Below are 19,001 nucleotides of genomic sequence, written 5' to 3' on the forward strand. Positions count from 1 at the left end.
ATGAGGGTTGTACTGCCCATGCGCGCAGCGCTGGCCATGCTCGTGGCCGCGGCCGCGCTCACGGCCTGCGGAGGCGGCGGCGGTGGGGGCGGCGGTGGATTGCCGCTGGCCATGGCGCCGACGCCCGCGGCTTCCGGCGACGAGCCCATCGTCGCGTCCTCCAGCGTCGCCGGCCAGTGCGCGGCTCCGCGCACCGGCGTCGACCCCGACACCGGCGCCGCCTTCCCGGATCAGCTCGGCACCCTCGCCGCCGAGAAGCGCTGGGTGCGCGGATGGATCGACGAAACCTACCTCTGGTTCGACGAGGTGCCGACCACGCTGGCCGCCGGCGACTACGCCACGCCGACTACCTACTTCAACGTGCTCAAGACGCCCAAGCTCACGGCGGCCGGCCGCGCCAAGGACCGCTTCCATTTCACGCAGGACACTGCCGCCTACCGCGCCTTGTCGCAGAACGGCGTCGGCGTGGGCTATGGCGCCGAGCTGGCTTTTCTGAGCGCCTCGCCGCCGCGCGACGTGCGCGTGGCCTACACCGAGCCCGGTTCGCCCGCGGCGCAAGCCGCAATCGTGCGCGGCACGCGGCTCATCGAAATCGATGGCGTCGATCTGGTGAGCGGCACCGACACCGCCACGCTCAATGCCGGCCTCGCGCCGGCGCGCGAAGGCGAGGCGCACAACTTCAAGCTGCGGGCGCCCGACGGCAGCGAGCGCACGTTGACGCTGACCGCGGCGCGCATCACGCGTACACCGGTGCAGAACGTGAAGACCATCGCCACGGCGAGCGGCCCGGTCGGCTACCTGCTCTTCAACGACCACCTCGCAACGGCCGAAGCGCCGCTGGTCGCGGCCGTGAATCAGCTCAAGAGCGCCGGCATCGCCGACCTGGTGATCGACATGCGCTACAACGGCGGCGGCTTGCTCGACATCGCCAGCGAGCTGGCTTCCATGGTCAGCTCGGGCGCAGCGACCACCGGCGCCGTGTTCGAGCGCCTGCAGTTCAACAACAAGAACCCCTTCAACCTGGCGCCTTCGCAGGCCACCCTGCCCTTCCACGCGACTTCGCGCGGCTTCTCGGTGCCGGCGGGCCAGGCCTTGCCGCGGCTGGGCCTGTCGCGCGTCACCGTGCTGGCGGGCCCCGACACCTGCTCCGCCAGCGAATCGGTGGTCAACGGCCTGCGAGGCATCGGCGTCACCGTGAACCTGGTCGGCGGCACCACCTGCGGCAAGCCCTACGGCTTCTTCCCGCAGGACAACTGCGGCACCACCTACTTCGCGATCCAGTTCCAGGGCTTGAACCAGCAGGGCTTCGGCGACTACAGCGACGGCTTCGCGCCCGCCTGCGTGGTCGCCGACGATTTCGGCCATGCGCTCGGCGATCCGGCGGAGGCGCGGCTCGCGGCCGCGCTGGCGCTGCGCAGCGGCGGCGCCTGTCCTGCGCCGGTTTCATCGAACAAGGAAGAGATGGCGCTGCGCAAGGCCGAGGCGGCCGGACAGCCCTACCTGGTGCGCTCGCCGGCGCGTGAAAGCCGGCTGCTGGCGCGGCCCTAGAACGCCGCGCAGACCCGCAGCACGTCCGACCCGTAGGCCTCGAGCTTCTTGCTGCCGATCCCGCTGATGCCCTGCAGGTCCTCGAGCGTGGCCGACGCGCGCTCGGCGATGGCGGCGAGCGTGGCGTCGTGGAAGATCACGTAGGCCGGCAGGTTGTGCTCGCGCGCCACCTCGGCGCGCCAGGCCTTGAGCGCTGCGAAGCGTGCCTGGCCGGTCGCATCGAGCGTGGCCGCGGCCGGCGAGGGCGCGCCGCGCGCGGTTTTCTCGCGCCGCGGCTTGCGCTCGGCCGGCGATGACACCGACTCGCGCAGCAGCACCTGCGTCTCGCCCTTGAGCACGGCGCGCGAGCCCTCGGTGAGCTGCAGCGTGTTGTAGGCCTGCGCATCGACGGCCAGCGCGCCGGTCGCGATCAGCTGGCGCAGCACGCCGCGCAGCTGCGCCTCGCTGAACTCGCTGCCGATGCCGAAGGTGCTGAGCGAGCCATGGCCGAACTGCGTGACCTTCTCGGTCGTCTTGCCGCGCAGGATGTCCATGATGTGGCCGGCACCGAAGCTGATGCCGCTTTGCTGCTGCACGCGGTAGATGGTGGACAGCAGCTTGCGCGCCGCATCCGTGCCGTCCCACACCTGCGGCGGGTTCAAGCAGTTGTCGCAATTCCCGCATGTGGCCCCCACGCTCGGCACTTCGTGTCCTCGCTGCCCCCCGAAGGGGCCGCGGCCGCCTTGGGGCGGCCCGGCGTCGGCCGAGGCGCGCTGGTAGCTCTCCCCGAAATAGCCGAGCAGCCGCACGCGCCGGCAATCGCTGGCCTCGGCCAGCGAGAGCAGCGCATCGAGCTTGCCGCGCATCACCTGCTTGAACTCCTCGCCGGCCGGACTCTCGTCGATCATGCGGCGCTGATTCACCACGTCCTGCAGGCCGTAGGCCATCCAGGCGTCGGCCGCTGCGCCGTCGCGGCCGGCGCGGCCGGTCTCCTGGTAGTAGCCCTCGATGTTCTTCGGCATGTCGAGGTGGGCGACGAAACGCACGTCGGGCTTGTCGATGCCCATGCCGAAGGCGATGGTCGCGACCATCACGATGCCTTCGTCGCGAAGGAACTGGTCCTGGTGCTTCTGGCGCACGGCGGCATCCAGGCCCGCGTGGTAGGGCAGGGCGTTGGTGCCCGCATCGCGCAGCGTCTGGGCCACGTCTTCCACGCGCTTTCTCGACTGGCAATAGACCACGCCTGCATCGCCTTCGTGCTCGCGCTCGATGAAGCGCAGCAACTGCATGGTCGCGTCCTTCTTCTCGACGATGGTGTAGCGGATGTTGGGCCGGTCGAAGCTGGAGACGAACTGGCGCGCCTCTTCGAGCTGCAGCCGCTCGACGATGTCGGCGCGCGTCAGCGCATCGGCCGTGGCGGTGAGCGCGATGCGCGGCACGCCGGGATAGCGCTCGTGCAGCACCGTCAGCGCGCGGTACTCGGGCCGGAAGTCGTGGCCCCACTGGCTCACGCAATGCGCCTCGTCGATCGCGAACAGCGAGAGCTTGCCGCGCTCCTGCAGCGAATCGAGCTGCGAGAGAAAGCGCGGCGTCGTCACGCGCTCGGGCGCCGCGTAGAGCAGCGTGATCTCGCCGCGCAGCATGCGGCGCTCCACGTCCTGCGTCTGCTCCCAGTCGAGCGTGGAGTTGAGAAAGGCCGCGTCGACGCCGGCTTCGTGCAGCGCACCGACCTGGTCGTGCATCAGCGCGATCAGCGGCGACACCACCACCGTCACGCCGCGGCCTGCGCGCTGCCGCGCAATGGCCGGGATCTGGTAGCACAGCGACTTGCCGCCGCCCGTGGGCATCAGCACCAGCGCATCGCCGCCGGCCACCGCGTGGTCGACGATCGCCTGCTGCGGGCCGCGGAACTGCGCGTAGCCGAAGACCTCGTGGAGGATCTGTTCCGGCGCGGCGTCAAGTGAATCGGAAGCCAGGGTGGACAAGGGATTGCTGTATTTCTAGGGGCGCCCCGAGGGGCGGGGCTGCATGCGGGGAAACGGACGCGCGCACCTCCCGTGCGCGCGATGGCGATTGTCCACGAAGCGAGGGCGGGCAGCGAGCGGCTTTCCGGCTGGCATGGCGCTTGCGAACAAGGGCGCTATTCGCTGCTGCGCTATCCTGTCTAGACAGCTTTTGGTGCATGAAACCGATTCCGCGCACTGGGAGCGGGCAAAGCCAGGCTTGATCGGGGCCGCAATCCCGGGTTAACCTGTATATACAGGTGCATCGCAGCGGATGAAACTCGGCCCCTTGCCAGCAAACCGTCCCTGCGGACGCTTGCAGCGAGCCGAATTTTTTTCAAATGCAACAGGAGAACCTTGATGGTCAAGACGGTCGGAAAAATCGCCTCGCTGCTGGCGGCGGGCGTGTGTGTCGCTGGCATGGCGGCGAACGCCCACGCGCAGGAAACCAAGATCGCCCTCGGCATGTCCGGCTGGACCGGCTTCGCGCCGCTCACGCTGGCTGACAAGGCCGGCATCTTCAAGAAGAACGGGCTGGACGTCGAGATCAAGATGATCCCGCAGAAGGACCGCCATCTGGCGCTCGCCTCGGGCGCGATCCAGTGCGCGGCCACGACGGTCGAGACCCATGTGGCCTGGAACGCCAACGGCGTGCCGATCGTGCAGATCTTCCAGATGGACAAGTCCTTTGGCGCCGACGGCCTGGCCGTGCGCAACGACGTCAAGAGCTTCGCCGACCTCAAGGGCAAGGCCATCGGCGTCAGCGCGCCGGGCACCGCGCCGTACTTCGGCCTGGCCTGGATGCTCAACAAGAACGGCATGACGATGAAGGACGTCAAGCTGGTCTCGCTCGAGCCGCAGCCCGCTGCGCAGGCCTTCGTGGCCGGCCAGAACGATGCCGCGATGACCTACGAGCCCTACCTCTCAACCGTGCGCGCCAACCCTGCGGCCGGCAAGATCCTCGCCACCACGCTCGACTACCCGATGGTGATGGACACGGTGGGCTGCGCGCCGACCTGGCTCAAGGCCAACGCCAAGGCAGCCCAGGCTCTGACCAACTCGTACTTCGAAGCCATCGAGATGATCAAGGCCGACCCGGCCAAGTCGAACGAGATCATGGGCGCGGCCGTCAAGCAGACCGGCGAGCAGTTCGCCAAGTCCTCGGCCTATCTGCGCTGGTCGGACAAGGCGGCCAACCAGAAGTTCTTCGCCAGCGAGATCACGCCCTTCATGAAGGACGCCCAAGCCATCCTGCTGGAGGCCGGCGTGATCCGCAAGGCGCCCGAGGATCTCTCGGTCACCTTCGACACCAGCTTCATCAAGTAAGAGCGAGCAGCAAGCATGGACGCGACGCCCGTCATCAACGCTTCGAAGCCGGCAGTCTCTGCCGGCCCGGCCGCCACAGAGCCGGCGCCGCGGCGGCGCCGCGCCCTCGCGCCGCTCGAGCCCGTCAGCGCGCGTGCGCGATGGCTGCTGGGCCTGGGCTTCTTCGTGCTCTTCGTGGTCGTCTGGACCTTCTTCACGCTCGGTGGCTTCGTGTCGCCCACCTTCCTGGCCAGCCCGGTCACGATGCTCAAGGAAGGCGTTTCGCTCTTCACCGAGTACAACTTCATCCACGACATCGGCATGACGGTGTGGCGCGTGTTCGGCGGCTTCGTGCTGGCCGCCATCGTCGCCGTGCCGCTGGGTATCGCGATGGGCACCTGGAAGAGCGTCGAGGCCTTCTTCGAGCCCTTCGTTTCCTTCTGCCGCTACCTGCCGGCCTCGGCCTTCATCCCACTGCTGATCCTGTGGGCCGGCATCGGCGAGGCGCAGAAGTTACTGGTCATCTTCATCGGTTCGGTGTTCCAGATCACGCTGATGGTGGCCGTCACCGTCGGCAGCGCGCGCCGCGACCTGGTCGAGGCTGCGTACACGCTGGGCGCCAACAGCCGCGGCATCGTCGCGCGGGTGCTGATCCCGGGCGCCGCACCGGGCATCGCCGAAACGCTGCGCCTGGTGCTGGGCTGGGCCTGGACCTACGTGATCGTCGCCGAGCTGATCGGCTCCTCTTCGGGCATCGGCCACATGATCACCGACAGCCAGGCGCTGCTCAACACCGGGCAGATCATCTTCGGGATCATCGTCATCGGCGTGATCGGCCTCATCTCGGATTTCGCCTTCAAGGCCTTGAACCGCCGCCTGTTCGCATGGAGCACGATCTGATGAACCAGCTTTCGATCCGCGGCGTGTCCCGCACCTTCACCGGCACGCGCGGCCAGAGCACGCAGGCGCTGTTGCCCATCGACTTCGAGGTCAAGGAAAACGACTTCGTCACCATCCTCGGCCCCTCGGGCTGCGGCAAGTCGACCTTGCTGCGCATCGTCGCCGGCCTCGACTACCCGACCGAAGGCCGCGTGCTGCTCGACGGCCAGACCATCGAAGGCCCGGGCGCCGACCGCGGCGTGGTGTTCCAGAGCTACACGCTCTTCCCCTGGCTCACCATCGCGCAGAACATCCGCTTCGGCCTGCGCGAGCGCGGCATGAGCGAGGCCGAGCAAAAGGAGCGCAGCGACTACTTCATCGCCAAGGTGGGGCTGCGCGGTTTCGAGAGCCACTTTCCCAAGCAGCTCTCGGGCGGCATGCAGCAGCGCACCGCGATCGCGCGGGCGCTCGCCAACGACCCGAAGATGCTCCTGCTCGACGAGCCCTTCGGCGCGCTCGACAACCAGACCCGCGTGCTGATGCAGGAGCTCTTGCTCGGCATCTGGGAATCGGCGCAGAAGACGGTGCTCTTCGTCACTCACGACATCGACGAAGCCATCTTCATGGCCAATCGCGTGGCGGTGTTCAGCGCCCGGCCTGGCCGCATCAAGAGCGAGATCGCGGTCGACTTCCCGCATCCGCGCCACTACACGATCAAGACCTCGCCCGAGTTCATGGAAATCAAGGCACGGCTGACCGAGGAGATCCGCGCCGAATCGATGGCGGCGGTGGAGCATTGAGATGAACCCACGCAAGGCCCAGCCGCCGCAGCCCGCACTCGCGCTGTACGAGCAGGTCAAGGCCTTCATCACGCACAAGATCCAGGACGGCTCCTGGCCGGCCGGCCATCGGCTGCCGTCGGAGAGCGAACTGGTCGCGCAGTTCGGCGTCGCGCGCATGACGGTCAACCGCGCGCTGCGCGAGCTGGTGGAGCAGGGGCGCATCGTGCGCGTGGCCGGCGTGGGCAGCTTCGTGGCCGAGAACAAGCCGCAGTCGACGCTCTTGCAGATCGCCAACATCGCGAGCGAGATCCGGGTGCGCGGCCACGACTACCGCTGCGAATTCCTGGTGGCCGAGCGCATCGCGGCCTCACCCGACGTCGCCGTGTGGCTGGACCTCAGGCCCGGCGAGTCGGTCTTCCATACCGTGTGCCTGCATCTGGAAAACGAAATCCCGGTGCAGCTCGAAGACCGCCACGTCAATCCGCACGCCGTGCCGACTTTCCTGGAGCAGGACTTCTCCACCGTCTCGCCCAGCGAGTACCTGGTTCGCAACGTGCCCTTCGACCAGATCGAGCACGTCGTCGATGCGGTGCTGCCCACGGCCGAGCAGGCCGAGCGCCTCGCGATGCCGGTGACCGATCCCTGCCTGCTGCTCACGCGCCGCACCTGGACGCGCAGCGTGCCGGTGACGATGGTGCGCTGCCTGCATCCCGCTTCGCGCTATCGGCTGGGCAGCCGCTTCCGCGCCGACGGCAATCCCAGCTTTGGCTGACGGGCGAATCCAGAACCGGCTTCGCACGCACCTACTTGTATAGACAGGACCCCGCATGGACAACGCCTCCCTTTCCCTCCCACCACTGGTGCTCACCCCCGGCGAAGTCGACCTCGCCACGCTGCGCCGCGTGCATGCCGGCGGCGTGCAGCTCGCGCTGGATCCGTCGGCGCGCAGCGGCCTGCTCGCGTCCCAGGCGACGGTGCGCAGGATCGTCGATGCCGGCGAGACGGTCTACGGCATCAACACCGGCTTCGGCAAGCTCGCGCAGACCACCATTCCGCATGAGCGCCTGGCCGAGCTGCAGCGCAACCTGGTGCTCTCGCACAGCGCCGGCACCGGTGCGCCCTTGCCCGAGGGCGTGGTGCGGCTGGTGCTTGCGACCAAGGCCGTGAGCCTGGCGCGCGGCCACTCGGGCATCGCGCCCGAGATCGTCGATGCGCTGATCGCGCTTGGCAATGCCGGCCTGCTGCCGCGCATTCCGTCCAAGGGCTCGGTCGGCGCGTCGGGCGATCTGGCGCCGCTGGCGCACCTGGCCTGCGTGCTGATCGGGGAGGGCGAGGTCACGGCGCCCGACGGCGCGGTGATCGGCGGCGCGGAGGCGCTGTCGCGCATCGGGCTCAAGCCCTTCGTGCTCGGCCCCAAGGAAGGTCTCGCGCTGCTCAACGGCACGCAGGTGTCGACGGCGCTCGCGCTCGCCGGCCTGTTCGGCGCCGAGGACGTGTTCGCGGCCGGACTGATGGCGGGCGCGCTCTCGCTCGAAGCGATCCAGGGTTCGATCAAGCCCTTCGATGCGCGCATCCATGCCGCGCGCGGCCAGCCGGGCCAGATCGCCGTGGCGGCCGCGGTGCGCACGCTGCTCGAAGGCAGCGAGATCATTCCCTCGCATGCCGATTGCGGCCGCGTGCAGGACCCGTACTCGGTCCGCTGCGTGCCGCAGGTGATGGGCGCCTGCCTCGACAACCTCGCGCATGCGGCGCGCGTGCTGCGCATCGAAGCCAATGCCGCATCCGACAACCCGCTCGTGTTCGACAACGGCGACGTGATCTCCGGTGGCAACTTCCACGCCGAGCCGGTCGCCTTCGCGGCCGACATCATCGCGCTCGCCGTGAGCGAAATCGGCGCCATTTCCGAGCGCCGCATGGCGCTGCTGCTCGACAGTGGGCTCTCGGGCCTGCCGCCTTTCCTGGTGCGCGACGGCGGCGTCAACTCGGGCTTCATGATCGCGCAGGTCACGGCCGCGGCGCTTGCCTCCGAGAACAAGTCGCTCGCGCATCCGGCCAGCGTCGACAGCTTGCCGACCTCGGCCAACCAGGAAGACCATGTGTCGATGGCCACCTTCGCGGGCCGGCGCCTGGCCGAGATGGTGGAGAACACGGCGGTCGTCGTCGGCATCGAAGCCATGGCCGCCGCGCAAGGCATCGAGTTGAAGCGTGGCCCCAAGAGTTCACCGCTCGTCGAAGCCGAATTCACCACCATCCGCGAGCGCGTCGCCTTCATCGACCAGGACCGCTTCCTCGCGCCCGACATCGAATCCATGCGCCAGTGGGCGCGCCGGGGCCGCTGGCCCGAAGCCCTGCAAGCCATCCTGCCCAGCCAGGCCTGACACACCGCTCCTCCGTCATCGAAAGGACACTACGCCATGAATGCACCCGACAAGTTCGTCGCCCAGAAGAACGATCCTCGCCATGACGCGAGCCGCGTGGTCCGCGCCCCTCGCGGCAGCACGCTCAGCTGCAAGAGCTGGCTCACCGAGGCGCCGTTTCGCATGCTGCAGAACAACCTCGATCCCGAGGTCGCCGAGCGCCCGCAGGACCTGGTGGTCTACGGCGGCATCGGACGCGCCGCGCGCGACTGGGCCTCCTTCGACCAGATCCTCGCGACGCTGAAGGAGCTCAACGACGACGAGACGCTGCTGGTGCAATCGGGCAAGCCGGTCGGCGTGTTCAAGACGCACGAGAACGCGCCGCGCGTGCTGATTGCCAACTCCAACCTCGTGCCCAAGTGGGCCACCTGGGAACACTTCAGCGAGCTCGATCGCAAGGGCCTGATGATGTACGGCCAAATGACTGCTGGCAGCTGGATCTACATCGGCAGCCAGGGCATCGTGCAAGGCACCTTCGAGACTTTCGTCGAGGCCGGCCGCCAGCACTACAACGACGATCTTTCGGGCAAGTGGATCCTCACCGCAGGCCTCGGCGGCATGGGCGGCGCGCAGCCGCTGGCGGCCACGCTCGCCGGCGCGGTCTCGCTCAACATCGAATGCCAGCAGGCCAGCATCGACTTCCGCCTGCGCACGCGCTACCTCGACAAGCAGGCCAAGGACATCGACGACGCGATCGCGCTGATCAAGCAGCACACGGCCGCCAAGGAAGCGGTGTCGATCGGCCTCTTGGGCAACGCGGCCGAGGTGCTGCCCGAACTCGTGAAGCGCGCCAGGGCCGGCGGCATCAAGCCCGACCTCGTGACCGACCAGACCTCGGCGCACGATCTCGCGAGCGGCTACCTGCCGATCGGCTGGACGCTTGCGCAATGGGAGGCCGCGAAGGCAGACGTGACGCAGCATCCGACCTTGCGCAAGGCAGCCGCCAAGTCCTGCGCGGTGCATGTGCAGGCCATGCTCGACTTCCAGGCCATGGGCATTCCCACGGTCGACTACGGCAACAACATCCGCCAGGTCGCTTTCGACGAGGGCGTCAAGAACGCCTTCGACTTCCCCGGCTTCGTTCCGGCCTACATCCGGCCGCTGTTCTGCGAAGGCAAGGGCCCGTTCCGCTGGGTGGCGCTTTCGGGCGACCCGGAAGACATCTACAAGACTGACGCCAAGATCAAGGAACTGTTCCCCGAGAACACGCACACGCATCGCTGGCTCGACATGGCGCGCGAGCGCATCGCGTTCCAGGGCCTGCCGGCGCGCATCTGCTGGCTGGGCCTGGGCGAGCGCCACAAGGCGGGCCTCGCCTTCAACGAGATGGTGAAGTCGGGCGAACTCAAGGGCCCGATCGTGATCGGCCGCGACCACCTCGACACCGGCTCGGTCGCAAGCCCCAACCGCGAGACCGAAGCCATGAAGGATGGCAGCGACGCCGTCTCCGACTGGCCGCTGCTCAACGCGCTGCTCAACACCGCCGGCGGCGCGACCTGGGTCAGCCTGCACCACGGCGGCGGCGTCGGCATGGGCTACTCGCAGCATTCGGGCGTGGTGATCGTCTGCGACGGCAGCGACGCCGCGGCCAAGCGCATCGAGCGCGTGCTGTGGAACGACCCGGCCACCGGCGTGATGCGCCATGCCGATGCGGGCTACGAGCAGGCCGTCGCCACCGCGAAGAAGCACGCGCTGAACCTGCCGATGGTCAAGCAGGGCTGACGCGATGTCGTCCGAGATCTACCTGCACTACCTGAACCATCTCGACGTCCAGGCGCTGGCGATGACCGACGCCGAGATCGTCGCTGCGGTCGAGGACGGCTTGCTGGCCCAGGGTCGTGGCCAGACCACCATCGAGCCGCGCATGCACCTGGTGCCCGAGAAGGACTACCCGGGCCACTTCAACGTGCTGCGCGGCTACATCCGGCCGCTCGGCGTGGCGGGCGTGAAGGTGGTGGGCGACTTCTATCGCAACTACGAAGTGGGCCTGCCGTCGGAGCTCGCGCTGCTCAACCTCTTCGACCCGAAGACCGGCGTCCCTGTGGCGATCATCGATGCCTCCGACATCACCGACATGCGCACCGGCGCGATCACCGCTATCGGCGCCAAGCATCTGGCGCGCAAGAATTCGAAGATCCTCGGCCACATCGGCGCGCGCGGCACCTCGTACTGGAACGTGCGCCTCTTGCATTCGATCTTCCACTTCGACGAGATTCGCGTGCACTCGCGCCGACCCGAGAGCCGGGATGCCTTTGCCGCACGCCTGGAACGCGATCTCGGCACGAAGATCACGGTGACCGAAGACTGGGAGTCCTGCGTGCGCGGCGCCGACATCGTGGTCGAGGCCTCGCGCCTCGAGAAGCCCGCGCCGATGCTCAAGACCGAGTGGATCAAGAAGGGCGCCTGCGTGATTCCCTACGGCACCATGAGCGCGGTCGAGCTCTCGCTGACCGACATCATGGACAAGATGGTGATGGACGACTGGGGCCAGGCCAAGGCCGGCCCCTTCGGTGCGCTGCGCGCGCACGTGGACAGCGGCAAGTTGTCCGAGAAGACGCTGCATGCCGAGCTCGGCCAGATCGTGGCCGGCCTCAAACCCGGACGCGAAAGCGAAGAAGAAACCAATCTCTTCTGGCACCGCGGCCTCTCGCTGTCGGACATCGCACTCGGCTCCGCCATGCTCGCGAAGGCGAAGACCATGGGCCTCGGACAGCAGCTGCGCTTCCGCTGAGATCGATGATGCCGGTCGCCAACGCGCGCATGTACTCGGCCACCGCCTCGGCGCGCGCCGACTGGAAAGCGCTGTTCGCGTGGGCGCTCGCGCGCGCCGGGCTTGATTGGGACGTGATCGACTACGACGCCCCGGCTCCGCTCTCGGCGCTGTGGGCGCGCGATGACCTGGGCCTCGCGATGATGTGCGGCCTGCCGTTCTCGCAGCGCGCGCCGCGGCCCGCGCTGGTCGCCGCGCCGATCCCGTCGCCGGCGCGCTACGAGGGCCGGCCGGTCTACTTCACCGACATCGTGGTGCGCGCCGATTCGAAGTACGAACGCCTCGAAGATACCTTCGGCGGCGTGGTGGGCTACACGCTGGCCGACTCGATGTCTGGCGGCGTCGCCTTCCGCAACCATCTCGCGCCGTACCGCGCCACGCACGGGCCGCGGCTCTATGCCCGAGCGGTGGGCAATCTCATCCACGCACGCGGCGTCATCGAAGCCCTGGCCGCAGGCCGCATCGACGTCGGCCCGCTCGACAGCTACTACCATGACTTGCTGCGTCACAACGAGCCCGCGTCGGCGCAACAGGTGCGCATCATCGCCAGCACCGAGGCGATGCCGATCCCGTCGCTGGTTGCGACGGCGGCGCTCGCGTCCGACGAACTCGCGCGCCTGCGCGATGCCTTGCGCGCGGCGGCGGATGCACCGGAACTCGAAGCCGTGACGGAACGCTTGTTGCTTGCAGGCTTCGCCATCCCCGATCCCGCGGACTACGAGGTCCTCGCGGCGATCGCCCAGCGTGCCATTCCACCGTTCGAGGAACTCTGATGATGATCAAGCGCCGCCTCGCCTTTCTGTTGCCCCTGCTGCTCGCCCTGCCGTTGGCGGCGCACGCGCAGGCCTATCCCGCCAAGCCGGTCCACGTGATCGTGCCCTTCGCGCCGGGCGGTCCGGCCGATGTGGTGGCCCGCGTGCTGGGGCAGGAGTTCACCGAGATCCTGGGCCAGCCCTTCGTGGTCGAGAACAAGGTCGGCGCCGCCGGCAACATCGGCGTCGACCTGATTGCCAAGGCCGCGCCCGACGGCTACACGCTCGGCATCGTGCCGGTCGGCAACATCGCGGTGAACCCGAGCCTCTTTCCTGCGCTGCCGTACAAGGCCTCGGAGCTGCAGCCGGTCGCGATGCTCGCGACGGTCGAGAACGTGCTGGTGGTGAACGCCGCCGTGCCGGCGAAGTCGGTGAAGGAGCTGCTGGCGCTCGCCAGGCAGAAGCCCGGCAGCTTGAGCTTCGCATCGCCCGGCGCGGGCAGCCAGGCCCATCTGGCCGGCGAGCTGATGGCGCTCGATGCCGATCTGCAGCTGATCCACGTTCCCTACAAAGGCATCGGGCCGGCGCTGAACGACGTGGTGGGCGGGCAGGTGACGATGATGTTCGGTTCGATGTCCGCGGTGCTGCCGCACGTCAAGTCCGGCAAGCTGCGCGCGCTCGGCGTCGCCAGCCTCAAGCGCTCCGCCACGATGCCCGAGCTGCCGACCATCGCCGAGCAGGGCTTGCCCGGCTTCGAGGCCGTGTCGTGGTACGCGCTGATGGCACCTGCTGCGACGCCCAAGGCCGTCGTCGATCGCCTCAACGCCGAAAGCGCGCGCGTGCTGGCCAAGCCCGAGATGAAAGAGAAGTTCGCCGTGCTCGGCCTCGAGCCCGGCAGCGGCACGCCGCAGCAGATCGTTGCGACGATCCAGACGGAAACCGCGCGCTGGGCCGATGTGATCAAGAAGAAGAACATCAAGCCCGAGTGAGCACGCAACAAGCCTTCGATCCACCCTCTCGTCACCAAGAAAGAATTTCTCATGCCATTTCGCCGCCACCTCCTGATCGCAGGCCTTGCCGGCTTCGCCGCGTTCGGCCCCACGGCTTCTGCGCTGGCGCAGAACAACGTGCTCACGGTCGCCACCGACGCCACCTTCCCGCCGATGGAATTCGTCGAAAACGGCAAGCGCACCGGCTTCGACGTCGAGCTGGTCGAGGCCATCGGCAAGACGCTGGGCCGCAAGATCGAGTGGGTCGACATCGACTTCAAGGGCCTGGTGCCGGGCCTGGTGTCGAAGCGCTTCGACATGGCCGTGTCGGCGATCTACATCACCGACGAGCGCAAGAAGGTGGTCGACTTCACCATTCCCTACTACGCCGGCGGCCTGGTCGCGATGGTGAAGGAGGGCAATGCCGCCATCAAGACGCCCGCCGATCTCAACGGCAAGAAGGTCAGCGTGCAGGTCGGCACCAAGTCGGTCGGCTACGTGAAGGAGAAGTATCCGCAGGTGCAGCTGGTCGAGGTCGAGAAGAACCAGGAGATGTTCAACCTCGTCGACATCGGCCGCAGCGACGCGGCCGTGACCGGCAAGCCCGCCGCCTACCAGTACGTGCGCACGCGCCCCGGCCTGCGCGTGCTCGACGAGCAGCTCACGACCGAGGAGTACGGCATGGCGATTCGCAAGGACGCGCCCGAACTCACCAAGGCCGTGAACGGCGCCATCGAGAAGCTCAAGGCCGATGGAACCTACGCGCAGATCGTCAAGAAGTGGTTCAGCAACACCGCGAAGTAGACCGGCACCGCCATGGATCTGGACTTTGCGCCGGTTTTCGAGGGCTGGCCCGCGCTGCTGCGCGGCGCGCTGGTCACCGTGGAGATCACGGCCTGCGCCTTGCTGCTGGGCTGCGTGCTGGGGCTTCTGGTGGGCATCGGCCGGCTCGATCCGCGCCGCAAGACGCTCTACGCGCTCTGCACCGCCTACGTGGCGGCGATCCGCGGCACGCCGCTTTTGGTGCAGCTCTTCATCCTGTTCTTCGGGCTGCCGCATTTCGGGCTCTTGCTGCCGGCCTTCGTGTGCGGCGTGCTCGGGCTCGGCGTGTACTCGGGCGCCTACGTGTCGGAGATCGTGCGCGGCGCGATCCAGTCGATCGACCGCGGCCAGACGATGGCGGCGCAGTCGCTCGGCATGCGGCCCTCGGCAGCGATGCGCCACATCATCCTGCCGCAGGCGGTGGTGCGCATGATCCCGCCGCTGGGCAACGAGTTCATTGCGCTCATCAAGAACTCGGCGCTGGTGTCGCTGCTGACGATCCACGATCTGATGCACGAAGGCCAGAAGATCATCAGCGTGTCGTACCGCTCGCTCGAGCTCTACCTGGCCATCGCGGCCGTCTACTTCGCACTGACCGGCGCGGTCACGCTGGTGCTGCGGCATTTCGAGCAGCGGCTGCGGCAGGGAGGGCTGGTGCGATGAGCCTGCACGGCTTCGATACCGCCACCTTGCCCGTCACGCCGTGGAAGAACGGCGGCGGCAGCACGCGCGAGATCGCCTGCTGGCCGCCCGGCGCGGGGCTCGGTGATTTCGAATGGCGCCTGTCCATCGCCACCATCGCCGCGAGCGGCCCGTTCTCGGTGTTCCCGGGCATCGACCGCACGATCATGCTGCTGGCCGGCGATGGCGTGCAGCTGCGTTCGGCCGACCCGGCCGGCCACGCGCTCGACCACCGCCTCGCGACCCTGCACCACCCCTTTGCCTTCAGCGGCGACTTGCCGCTGGCCTGCACGCTGCTGGGCGGCGCGTCGAGCGACTTCAACGTGATGGCGCGCCGCGGGCGCTGGCATGCGAAGCTCCAGGTGCTGGAAAGCGCGGCGCTGCTGGGCAGCGCGACCCACGGCATGCTGCTGGCGCTGCGCGGACAGTGGGAGCTCGATGGCATGTCGATCATCGACTGCGCCGAAGGCGAGGGCCTGTGGTGGGCCGATGCGCCGCATGCCTGGCACGCGAGGCCCGACGGTGCCGATGCGCGGCTGTTGGCCGTTCGATTCGATCCATGCCACGAACAGGCGGACAACCCGGAGACCTGACCCATGCCATCTTCTCTTGCCTCCGCCGACGGCCTGTGGACCGGCCTGCTTCTCGCGCCCGGCGCCTTGCGCTATGCAGACCTGCCCGAGGACACTGAGGCTGCCATCGTGGTCGAGCAGGGTGTGATCCGATGGATCGGCGCCGCGGCCTCGTTGCCGGCCGAGTGCGCGGGATTGCCGCGGCACGAGGGCGGCGGCGCACTCGTCACGCCCGGCCTGGTCGACTGCCACACGCACCTGGTCTATGGCGGCCAGCGCGCCAACGAGTTCGCGATGCGGCTCGCGGGTGCCAGCTACGAAGAAGTGGCCAAGGCCGGCGGCGGCATCGTCTCGTCGGTGCGCGCCACGCGCGAAGCCGACGAAGACACGCTCTATGCACTGGCCGCGCCGCGGCTCGAACAATTGCTGGCCGACGGCGTGTGCGCGATCGAGATCAAGTCCGGCTATGGCCTCTCGCTCGAACACGAACGCAAGCAGCTGCGCGTGGCGCGGCGGCTGGGCGAGGCCTACGGCGTCACGGTGCGCACCACCTTCCTCGGCGCCCATGCGCTGCCGCCCGAATACGCGGGGCGCAGCGGCGACTACATCGAGCTCGTCTGCAACCAGATGATGCCGGCGCTGGCGGCCGAAGGGCTGGTCGATGCGGTCGACGTGTTCTGCGAGCGCATCGCCTTCTCGCTCGCCGAGACCGAGCGCGTGTTCCAGGCCGCGCAGGCGCTCGGTCTGCCGGTCAAGCTGCATGCCGAGCAGCTCTCCGACATGGGGGGCGCGGCGCTCGCGGCGCGCTACGGTGCGCTGTCCTGCGACCACATTGAGCACCTCTCGGCCGAGGGCATCGCCGCGATGCGCGAGGCCGGCACGGTGGCCGTGCTGCTGCCCGGCGCCTACTACACGCTGCGCGACACCCACCTGCCGCCGATCGAGGCGCTGCGCGCGGCCGGCGTGCCGATGGCCGTTTCCACCGACCACAACCCCGGCACCTCGCCGGCGCTGAGCCTGCTCTTGATGATGAACATGGCCTGCACGCTGTTCCGCCTCACCGTGCCCGAGGCGCTGGCTGGCGTGACCGTGCATGCGGCGCGCGCGCTGGGCCTGCAGGAAACGCACGGCGTGATCGCCGTCGGCGCGCCGGCCAACTTCGTGCTGTGGGACGCCCGCGACGTGGCGGAACTGGCCTACTGGTTCGGCCGGCGTGCGGCGAGGCGCATCGTGCGGCAAGGACGCATTGCATAGAAGTAAATCCCGATGAACAAGACCCTCTTCGCCAAAGATGCGCTGCTGCCCACCGGCTGGCGCCGCAACGTGCTGCTGAGTTGGGACGATGCGGGCCGGCTCACGCAGGTGCAGCCCGATGCCGTGGCGCCCCGGGACGTGCCCGTGTCCGCAGGCCCCCTGATCCCCGGCATGCCCAACCTGCACTCGCATGCCTTCCAGCGCGCCTTCGGGGGGCTCACCGAATTCCGCGGCGCGGCGCAGGACAGCTTCTGGAGCTGGCGCACGCTGATGTATCGCTTCGCCGCGCAGATCTCGCCCGCGCAGGTCGAGGCGATCGCGACCTGGCTCTACATCGAGATGCTCGAAGCCGGCTACAGCGCGGTCTGCGAGTTCCACTACCTGCACCACGCGCCCGACGGCACGCCCTATGCCGACGACGCCGAACTCGCGCTCGCTTTGCTGCGCGCGGCCGAGCGCACCGGCATCGGCCTCACGCTGCTGCCCGTGCTCTACCAGACCAGCGGCTTCGGCGGGCTGCCGCCGAACGAGGGCCAGCGCCGCTTCATCCGCGCTACCGATTCGATGCTGCGCCTGCTCGAGCGCCTGCGCCCGCTGTGCGAAGCGCAGGGCGCGCGGCTGGGCCTGGCGCCGCACTCGCTGCGCGCCGTGCCGCCCGAGGGCCTGCGCGAGGCGCTGGCGGGCCTGAATGCGATCGATGCCACGGCGCCCGTCCACATCCACATCGCCGAGCAGACCGCCGAAGTCGATGCCTGCCTGGCCTGGAGCGGCCAGCGCCCGGTCGCCTGGCTGCTGGACCACGCCGAGGTCGATGCGCGCTGGTGCCTGGTGCATGCCACGCACATGGATGCGGCCGAGTACCGGCGCGCCGCCGCGAGCGGCGCAGTCGCGGGCCTGTGCCCGACCACCGAGGCCAACCTCGGCGACGGCATCTTCGATTTCGGCGCCTGGCGCGGGGCCGGCGGCCGCTGGGGCGTGGGCTCGGACAGCCACGCCTGCGTCAACGCGGCCGAGGAATTGATGATGCTCGAATACAGCCAGCGGCTGGCGACCCGCCAGCGCAATGTCGGGGCCGATGCGGGCGAGCCTTCGGTGGCGAGCGCGATGACGCTGGCGGCCGTGCAGGGCGGGGCGCAGGCATCGGGCCGCGCAGTCGCCGGGCTCGCGCCCGGCCAGCAGGCCGACTTCGTGGTGCTGGATGCTGCGCATCCGTCGCTGGCCGGCCTGTCCGCCGCCGACATGCTCTCGGCCCATGTGTTCGCGAGCCATCGCAGCAGTGCCGTCGACACGGTTTGGGTCGCGGGCCGGCCGCGCGTGTCGGCCGGGCGCCATCCTCTTCATTCCCAAGCGGCGGCTGCGTTCATCGCCGCGCGCACGCAACTTCTCACAACACCATGAGCTTCGAAACCACCGAACCCGCTTTCCGATTCCGGCTGGGCACACGCCCGCTGCTGATTTCGATGCCGCATGTCGGCACGCATGTGCCGCCGGCGCTGGCGGCGCGCTTCACCGAGGAGGCGCGCCATGTGCCGGACACCGACTGGCATCTGGAGCGCCTCTACGACTTCGCCGTCGAGCTCGGCGCCTCGGTGCTGGTCGCCACCCATTCGCGCTATGTGGTCGACCTGAACCGCCCGCCGGACAACCAGAACCTCTACCCCGGTCAAGACACCACCGGCCTGTGCCCGGTCGATACCTTCGACAAGACCCCGCTCTACGCCGCCGGCGACCTGCCCGGCGAGGCCGAGATCGCAGCGCGCGTCGACGCGATCTGGCGCCCCTACCACCGGCAGCTGCAGGCCGAGCTCGACCGCCTGAAAGCCGCCCACGGCACCATCGCGCTGTGGGATGCGCACTCGATCCGCTCGGTGCTGCCGCGCTTCTTCGAGGGCCGGCTGACCGACCTGAATCTCGGCAGCGCTGACGGCGCGAGCTGCGATCCGGCGCTGGCCGCCGCGCTGCTCGGCATCGCGACCTCGAACCCGGCCTACACCGCGGCGCTCAACGGCCGCTTCAAGGGCGGCCACATCACGCGCCAGTACGGCAACCCGGCCGCCGGCGTGCACGCGGTACAGCTCGAAATGACGCAGGCCAGCTACATGCAGGAGAAGCTGCCCTTCGACTACCTGCCCGAAGTCGCGGCCGGCGTGCAGCCGCAGGTGCGGCGCATGATCGAGGCGGTGCTCGATTTCGTCGAGCAATAGAACCGATAACCGCCCGCGGGCCGGGCCATGGCGCGCTTTCTACA

Annotated in this window: 17 protein-coding genes; 16 read left to right on the forward strand and 1 reads right to left on the reverse strand. The window is 68.7% G+C overall.

Annotated features, from left to right (window positions below):
* A complete protein-coding gene (locus ACSQ9A_RS01380; RefSeq protein WP_436302423.1) occupies positions 1-1,548 on the forward strand; it encodes a S41 family peptidase in 1,548 nt (515 codons plus the stop codon).
* On the opposite strand, the gene ACSQ9A_RS01385 is transcribed toward ACSQ9A_RS01380, so the two are convergent.
* On the reverse strand, positions 1,545-3,512 hold the full coding sequence (locus tag ACSQ9A_RS01385; RefSeq protein WP_436302424.1) for a RecQ family ATP-dependent DNA helicase: 1,968 nt from the start codon (positions 3,510-3,512) through the stop codon (positions 1,545-1,547). The two genes, ACSQ9A_RS01380 and ACSQ9A_RS01385, sit on opposite strands and share 4 nt — an antisense overlap.
* Positions 3,513-3,890: 378 nt before the next feature.
* Between ACSQ9A_RS01385 and ACSQ9A_RS01390 the strand changes: the two genes are divergently transcribed.
* The 15 genes from ACSQ9A_RS01390 to hutG are packed head-to-tail and all read left to right on the forward strand — an operon-like array spanning position 3,891 to position 18,957.
* Positions 3,891-4,856 (forward strand): ABC transporter substrate-binding protein, encoded by a 966-nt coding sequence (locus ACSQ9A_RS01390; protein WP_436302425.1) that lies wholly within the window; start codon positions 3,891-3,893, stop codon positions 4,854-4,856.
* Positions 4,857-4,871: 15 nt separating this feature from the next.
* Positions 4,872-5,735 carry an ABC transporter permease gene (locus ACSQ9A_RS01395; protein ID WP_093104385.1) on the forward strand — a complete coding sequence of 288 codons (864 nt, stop codon included), beginning with the start codon at positions 4,872-4,874 and terminating at the stop codon, positions 5,733-5,735.
* Complete coding sequence (locus tag ACSQ9A_RS01400; RefSeq protein ID WP_436302426.1) at positions 5,735-6,514, forward strand: ABC transporter ATP-binding protein; 780 nt, start codon at positions 5,735-5,737, stop codon at positions 6,512-6,514. Before ACSQ9A_RS01395 ends, ACSQ9A_RS01400 begins: the two co-directional genes overlap by 1 nt.
* 1 nt (position 6,515) lies before the next feature.
* A complete protein-coding gene (gene hutC / locus ACSQ9A_RS01405) occupies positions 6,516-7,268 on the forward strand; it encodes a histidine utilization repressor (protein WP_093104383.1) in 753 nt (250 codons plus the stop codon).
* Positions 7,269-7,323: 55 nt separating this feature from the next.
* On the forward strand, positions 7,324-8,874 hold the full coding sequence (hutH, locus tag ACSQ9A_RS01410) for a histidine ammonia-lyase (protein WP_436302427.1): 1,551 nt from the start codon (positions 7,324-7,326) through the stop codon (positions 8,872-8,874).
* Positions 8,875-8,910: 36 nt separating this feature from the next.
* Complete coding sequence (gene hutU / locus ACSQ9A_RS01415) at positions 8,911-10,635, forward strand: urocanate hydratase (protein ID WP_436302428.1); 1,725 nt, start codon at positions 8,911-8,913, stop codon at positions 10,633-10,635.
* A gap of 4 nt (positions 10,636-10,639) precedes the next feature.
* A complete protein-coding gene (locus ACSQ9A_RS01420) occupies positions 10,640-11,644 on the forward strand; it encodes an ornithine cyclodeaminase family protein (protein ID WP_436302429.1) in 1,005 nt (334 codons plus the stop codon).
* 8 nt (positions 11,645-11,652) lie between these two features.
* A complete protein-coding gene (locus ACSQ9A_RS01425) occupies positions 11,653-12,456 on the forward strand; it encodes a phosphate/phosphite/phosphonate ABC transporter substrate-binding protein (RefSeq protein WP_436302430.1) in 804 nt (267 codons plus the stop codon).
* Positions 12,456-13,424 carry a tripartite tricarboxylate transporter substrate binding protein gene (locus ACSQ9A_RS01430; protein WP_436302431.1) on the forward strand — a complete coding sequence of 323 codons (969 nt, stop codon included), beginning with the start codon at positions 12,456-12,458 and terminating at the stop codon, positions 13,422-13,424. Before ACSQ9A_RS01425 ends, ACSQ9A_RS01430 begins: the two co-directional genes overlap by 1 nt.
* Before the next feature lie 51 nt (positions 13,425-13,475).
* The gene (locus ACSQ9A_RS01435) at positions 13,476-14,228 is read left to right on the forward strand and encodes a transporter substrate-binding domain-containing protein (protein ID WP_436302432.1); all 753 of its coding nucleotides are present in this window, start codon (positions 13,476-13,478) and stop codon (positions 14,226-14,228) included.
* Positions 14,229-14,240: 12 nt separating this feature from the next.
* Positions 14,241-14,909, forward strand: coding sequence for an amino acid ABC transporter permease (locus ACSQ9A_RS01440; protein WP_093104373.1), 669 nt, complete (start codon positions 14,241-14,243; stop codon positions 14,907-14,909).
* A complete protein-coding gene (locus ACSQ9A_RS01445) occupies positions 14,906-15,520 on the forward strand; it encodes a HutD/Ves family protein (RefSeq protein WP_436302433.1) in 615 nt (204 codons plus the stop codon). Before ACSQ9A_RS01440 ends, ACSQ9A_RS01445 begins: the two co-directional genes overlap by 4 nt.
* A 3-nt stretch (positions 15,521-15,523) precedes the next feature.
* Entirely contained in the window at positions 15,524-16,753 is a 1,230-nt protein-coding gene (gene hutI / locus ACSQ9A_RS01450; protein ID WP_436302434.1) for an imidazolonepropionase, read from the forward strand.
* A gap of 12 nt (positions 16,754-16,765) precedes the next feature.
* On the forward strand, positions 16,766-18,151 hold the full coding sequence (locus ACSQ9A_RS01455) for a formimidoylglutamate deiminase (RefSeq protein WP_436302435.1): 1,386 nt from the start codon (positions 16,766-16,768) through the stop codon (positions 18,149-18,151).
* Positions 18,148-18,957 (forward strand): N-formylglutamate deformylase, encoded by an 810-nt coding sequence (gene hutG, locus ACSQ9A_RS01460; RefSeq protein WP_436302436.1) that lies wholly within the window; start codon positions 18,148-18,150, stop codon positions 18,955-18,957. Before ACSQ9A_RS01455 ends, hutG begins: the two co-directional genes overlap by 4 nt.
* Positions 18,958-19,001: the final 44 nt, after the last annotated feature.

It is taken from the genome of Variovorax sp. LjRoot290 (genome assembly GCF_964253985.1).
In the GTDB taxonomy this organism is placed as follows: Bacteria; Pseudomonadota; Gammaproteobacteria; order Burkholderiales; family Burkholderiaceae_C; genus Variovorax.

What these genes read in the sequence shown, in the direction of transcription:
- hutG (WP_436302436.1), top strand. Translation starts at nt 18,148, where the DNA reads ATGAGCTTCGAAACCACCGAACCCGCTTTCCGATTCCGGCTGGGCACA.
- ACSQ9A_RS01440 (WP_093104373.1), top strand. Translation starts at nt 14,241, where the DNA reads ATGGATCTGGACTTTGCGCCGGTTTTCGAGGGCTGGCCCGCGCTGCTG.
- ACSQ9A_RS01455 (WP_436302435.1), top strand. Translation starts at nt 16,766, where the DNA reads ATGAACAAGACCCTCTTCGCCAAAGATGCGCTGCTGCCCACCGGCTGG.
- ACSQ9A_RS01400 (WP_436302426.1), top strand. Translation starts at nt 5,735, where the DNA reads ATGAACCAGCTTTCGATCCGCGGCGTGTCCCGCACCTTCACCGGCACG.
- ACSQ9A_RS01395 (WP_093104385.1), top strand. Translation starts at nt 4,872, where the DNA reads ATGGACGCGACGCCCGTCATCAACGCTTCGAAGCCGGCAGTCTCTGCC.
- ACSQ9A_RS01435 (WP_436302432.1), top strand. Translation starts at nt 13,476, where the DNA reads ATGCCATTTCGCCGCCACCTCCTGATCGCAGGCCTTGCCGGCTTCGCC.
- ACSQ9A_RS01425 (WP_436302430.1), top strand. Translation starts at nt 11,653, where the DNA reads ATGCCGGTCGCCAACGCGCGCATGTACTCGGCCACCGCCTCGGCGCGC.
- ACSQ9A_RS01390 (WP_436302425.1), top strand. Translation starts at nt 3,891, where the DNA reads ATGGTCAAGACGGTCGGAAAAATCGCCTCGCTGCTGGCGGCGGGCGTG.
- hutI (WP_436302434.1), top strand. Translation starts at nt 15,524, where the DNA reads ATGCCATCTTCTCTTGCCTCCGCCGACGGCCTGTGGACCGGCCTGCTT.
- ACSQ9A_RS01430 (WP_436302431.1), top strand. Translation starts at nt 12,456, where the DNA reads ATGATGATCAAGCGCCGCCTCGCCTTTCTGTTGCCCCTGCTGCTCGCC.
- hutH (WP_436302427.1), top strand. Translation starts at nt 7,324, where the DNA reads ATGGACAACGCCTCCCTTTCCCTCCCACCACTGGTGCTCACCCCCGGC.
- hutC (WP_093104383.1), top strand. Translation starts at nt 6,516, where the DNA reads ATGAACCCACGCAAGGCCCAGCCGCCGCAGCCCGCACTCGCGCTGTAC.
- ACSQ9A_RS01420 (WP_436302429.1), top strand. Translation starts at nt 10,640, where the DNA reads ATGTCGTCCGAGATCTACCTGCACTACCTGAACCATCTCGACGTCCAG.
- ACSQ9A_RS01380 (WP_436302423.1), top strand. Translation starts at nt 1, where the DNA reads ATGAGGGTTGTACTGCCCATGCGCGCAGCGCTGGCCATGCTCGTGGCC.
- ACSQ9A_RS01445 (WP_436302433.1), top strand. Translation starts at nt 14,906, where the DNA reads ATGAGCCTGCACGGCTTCGATACCGCCACCTTGCCCGTCACGCCGTGG.
- hutU (WP_436302428.1), top strand. Translation starts at nt 8,911, where the DNA reads ATGAATGCACCCGACAAGTTCGTCGCCCAGAAGAACGATCCTCGCCAT.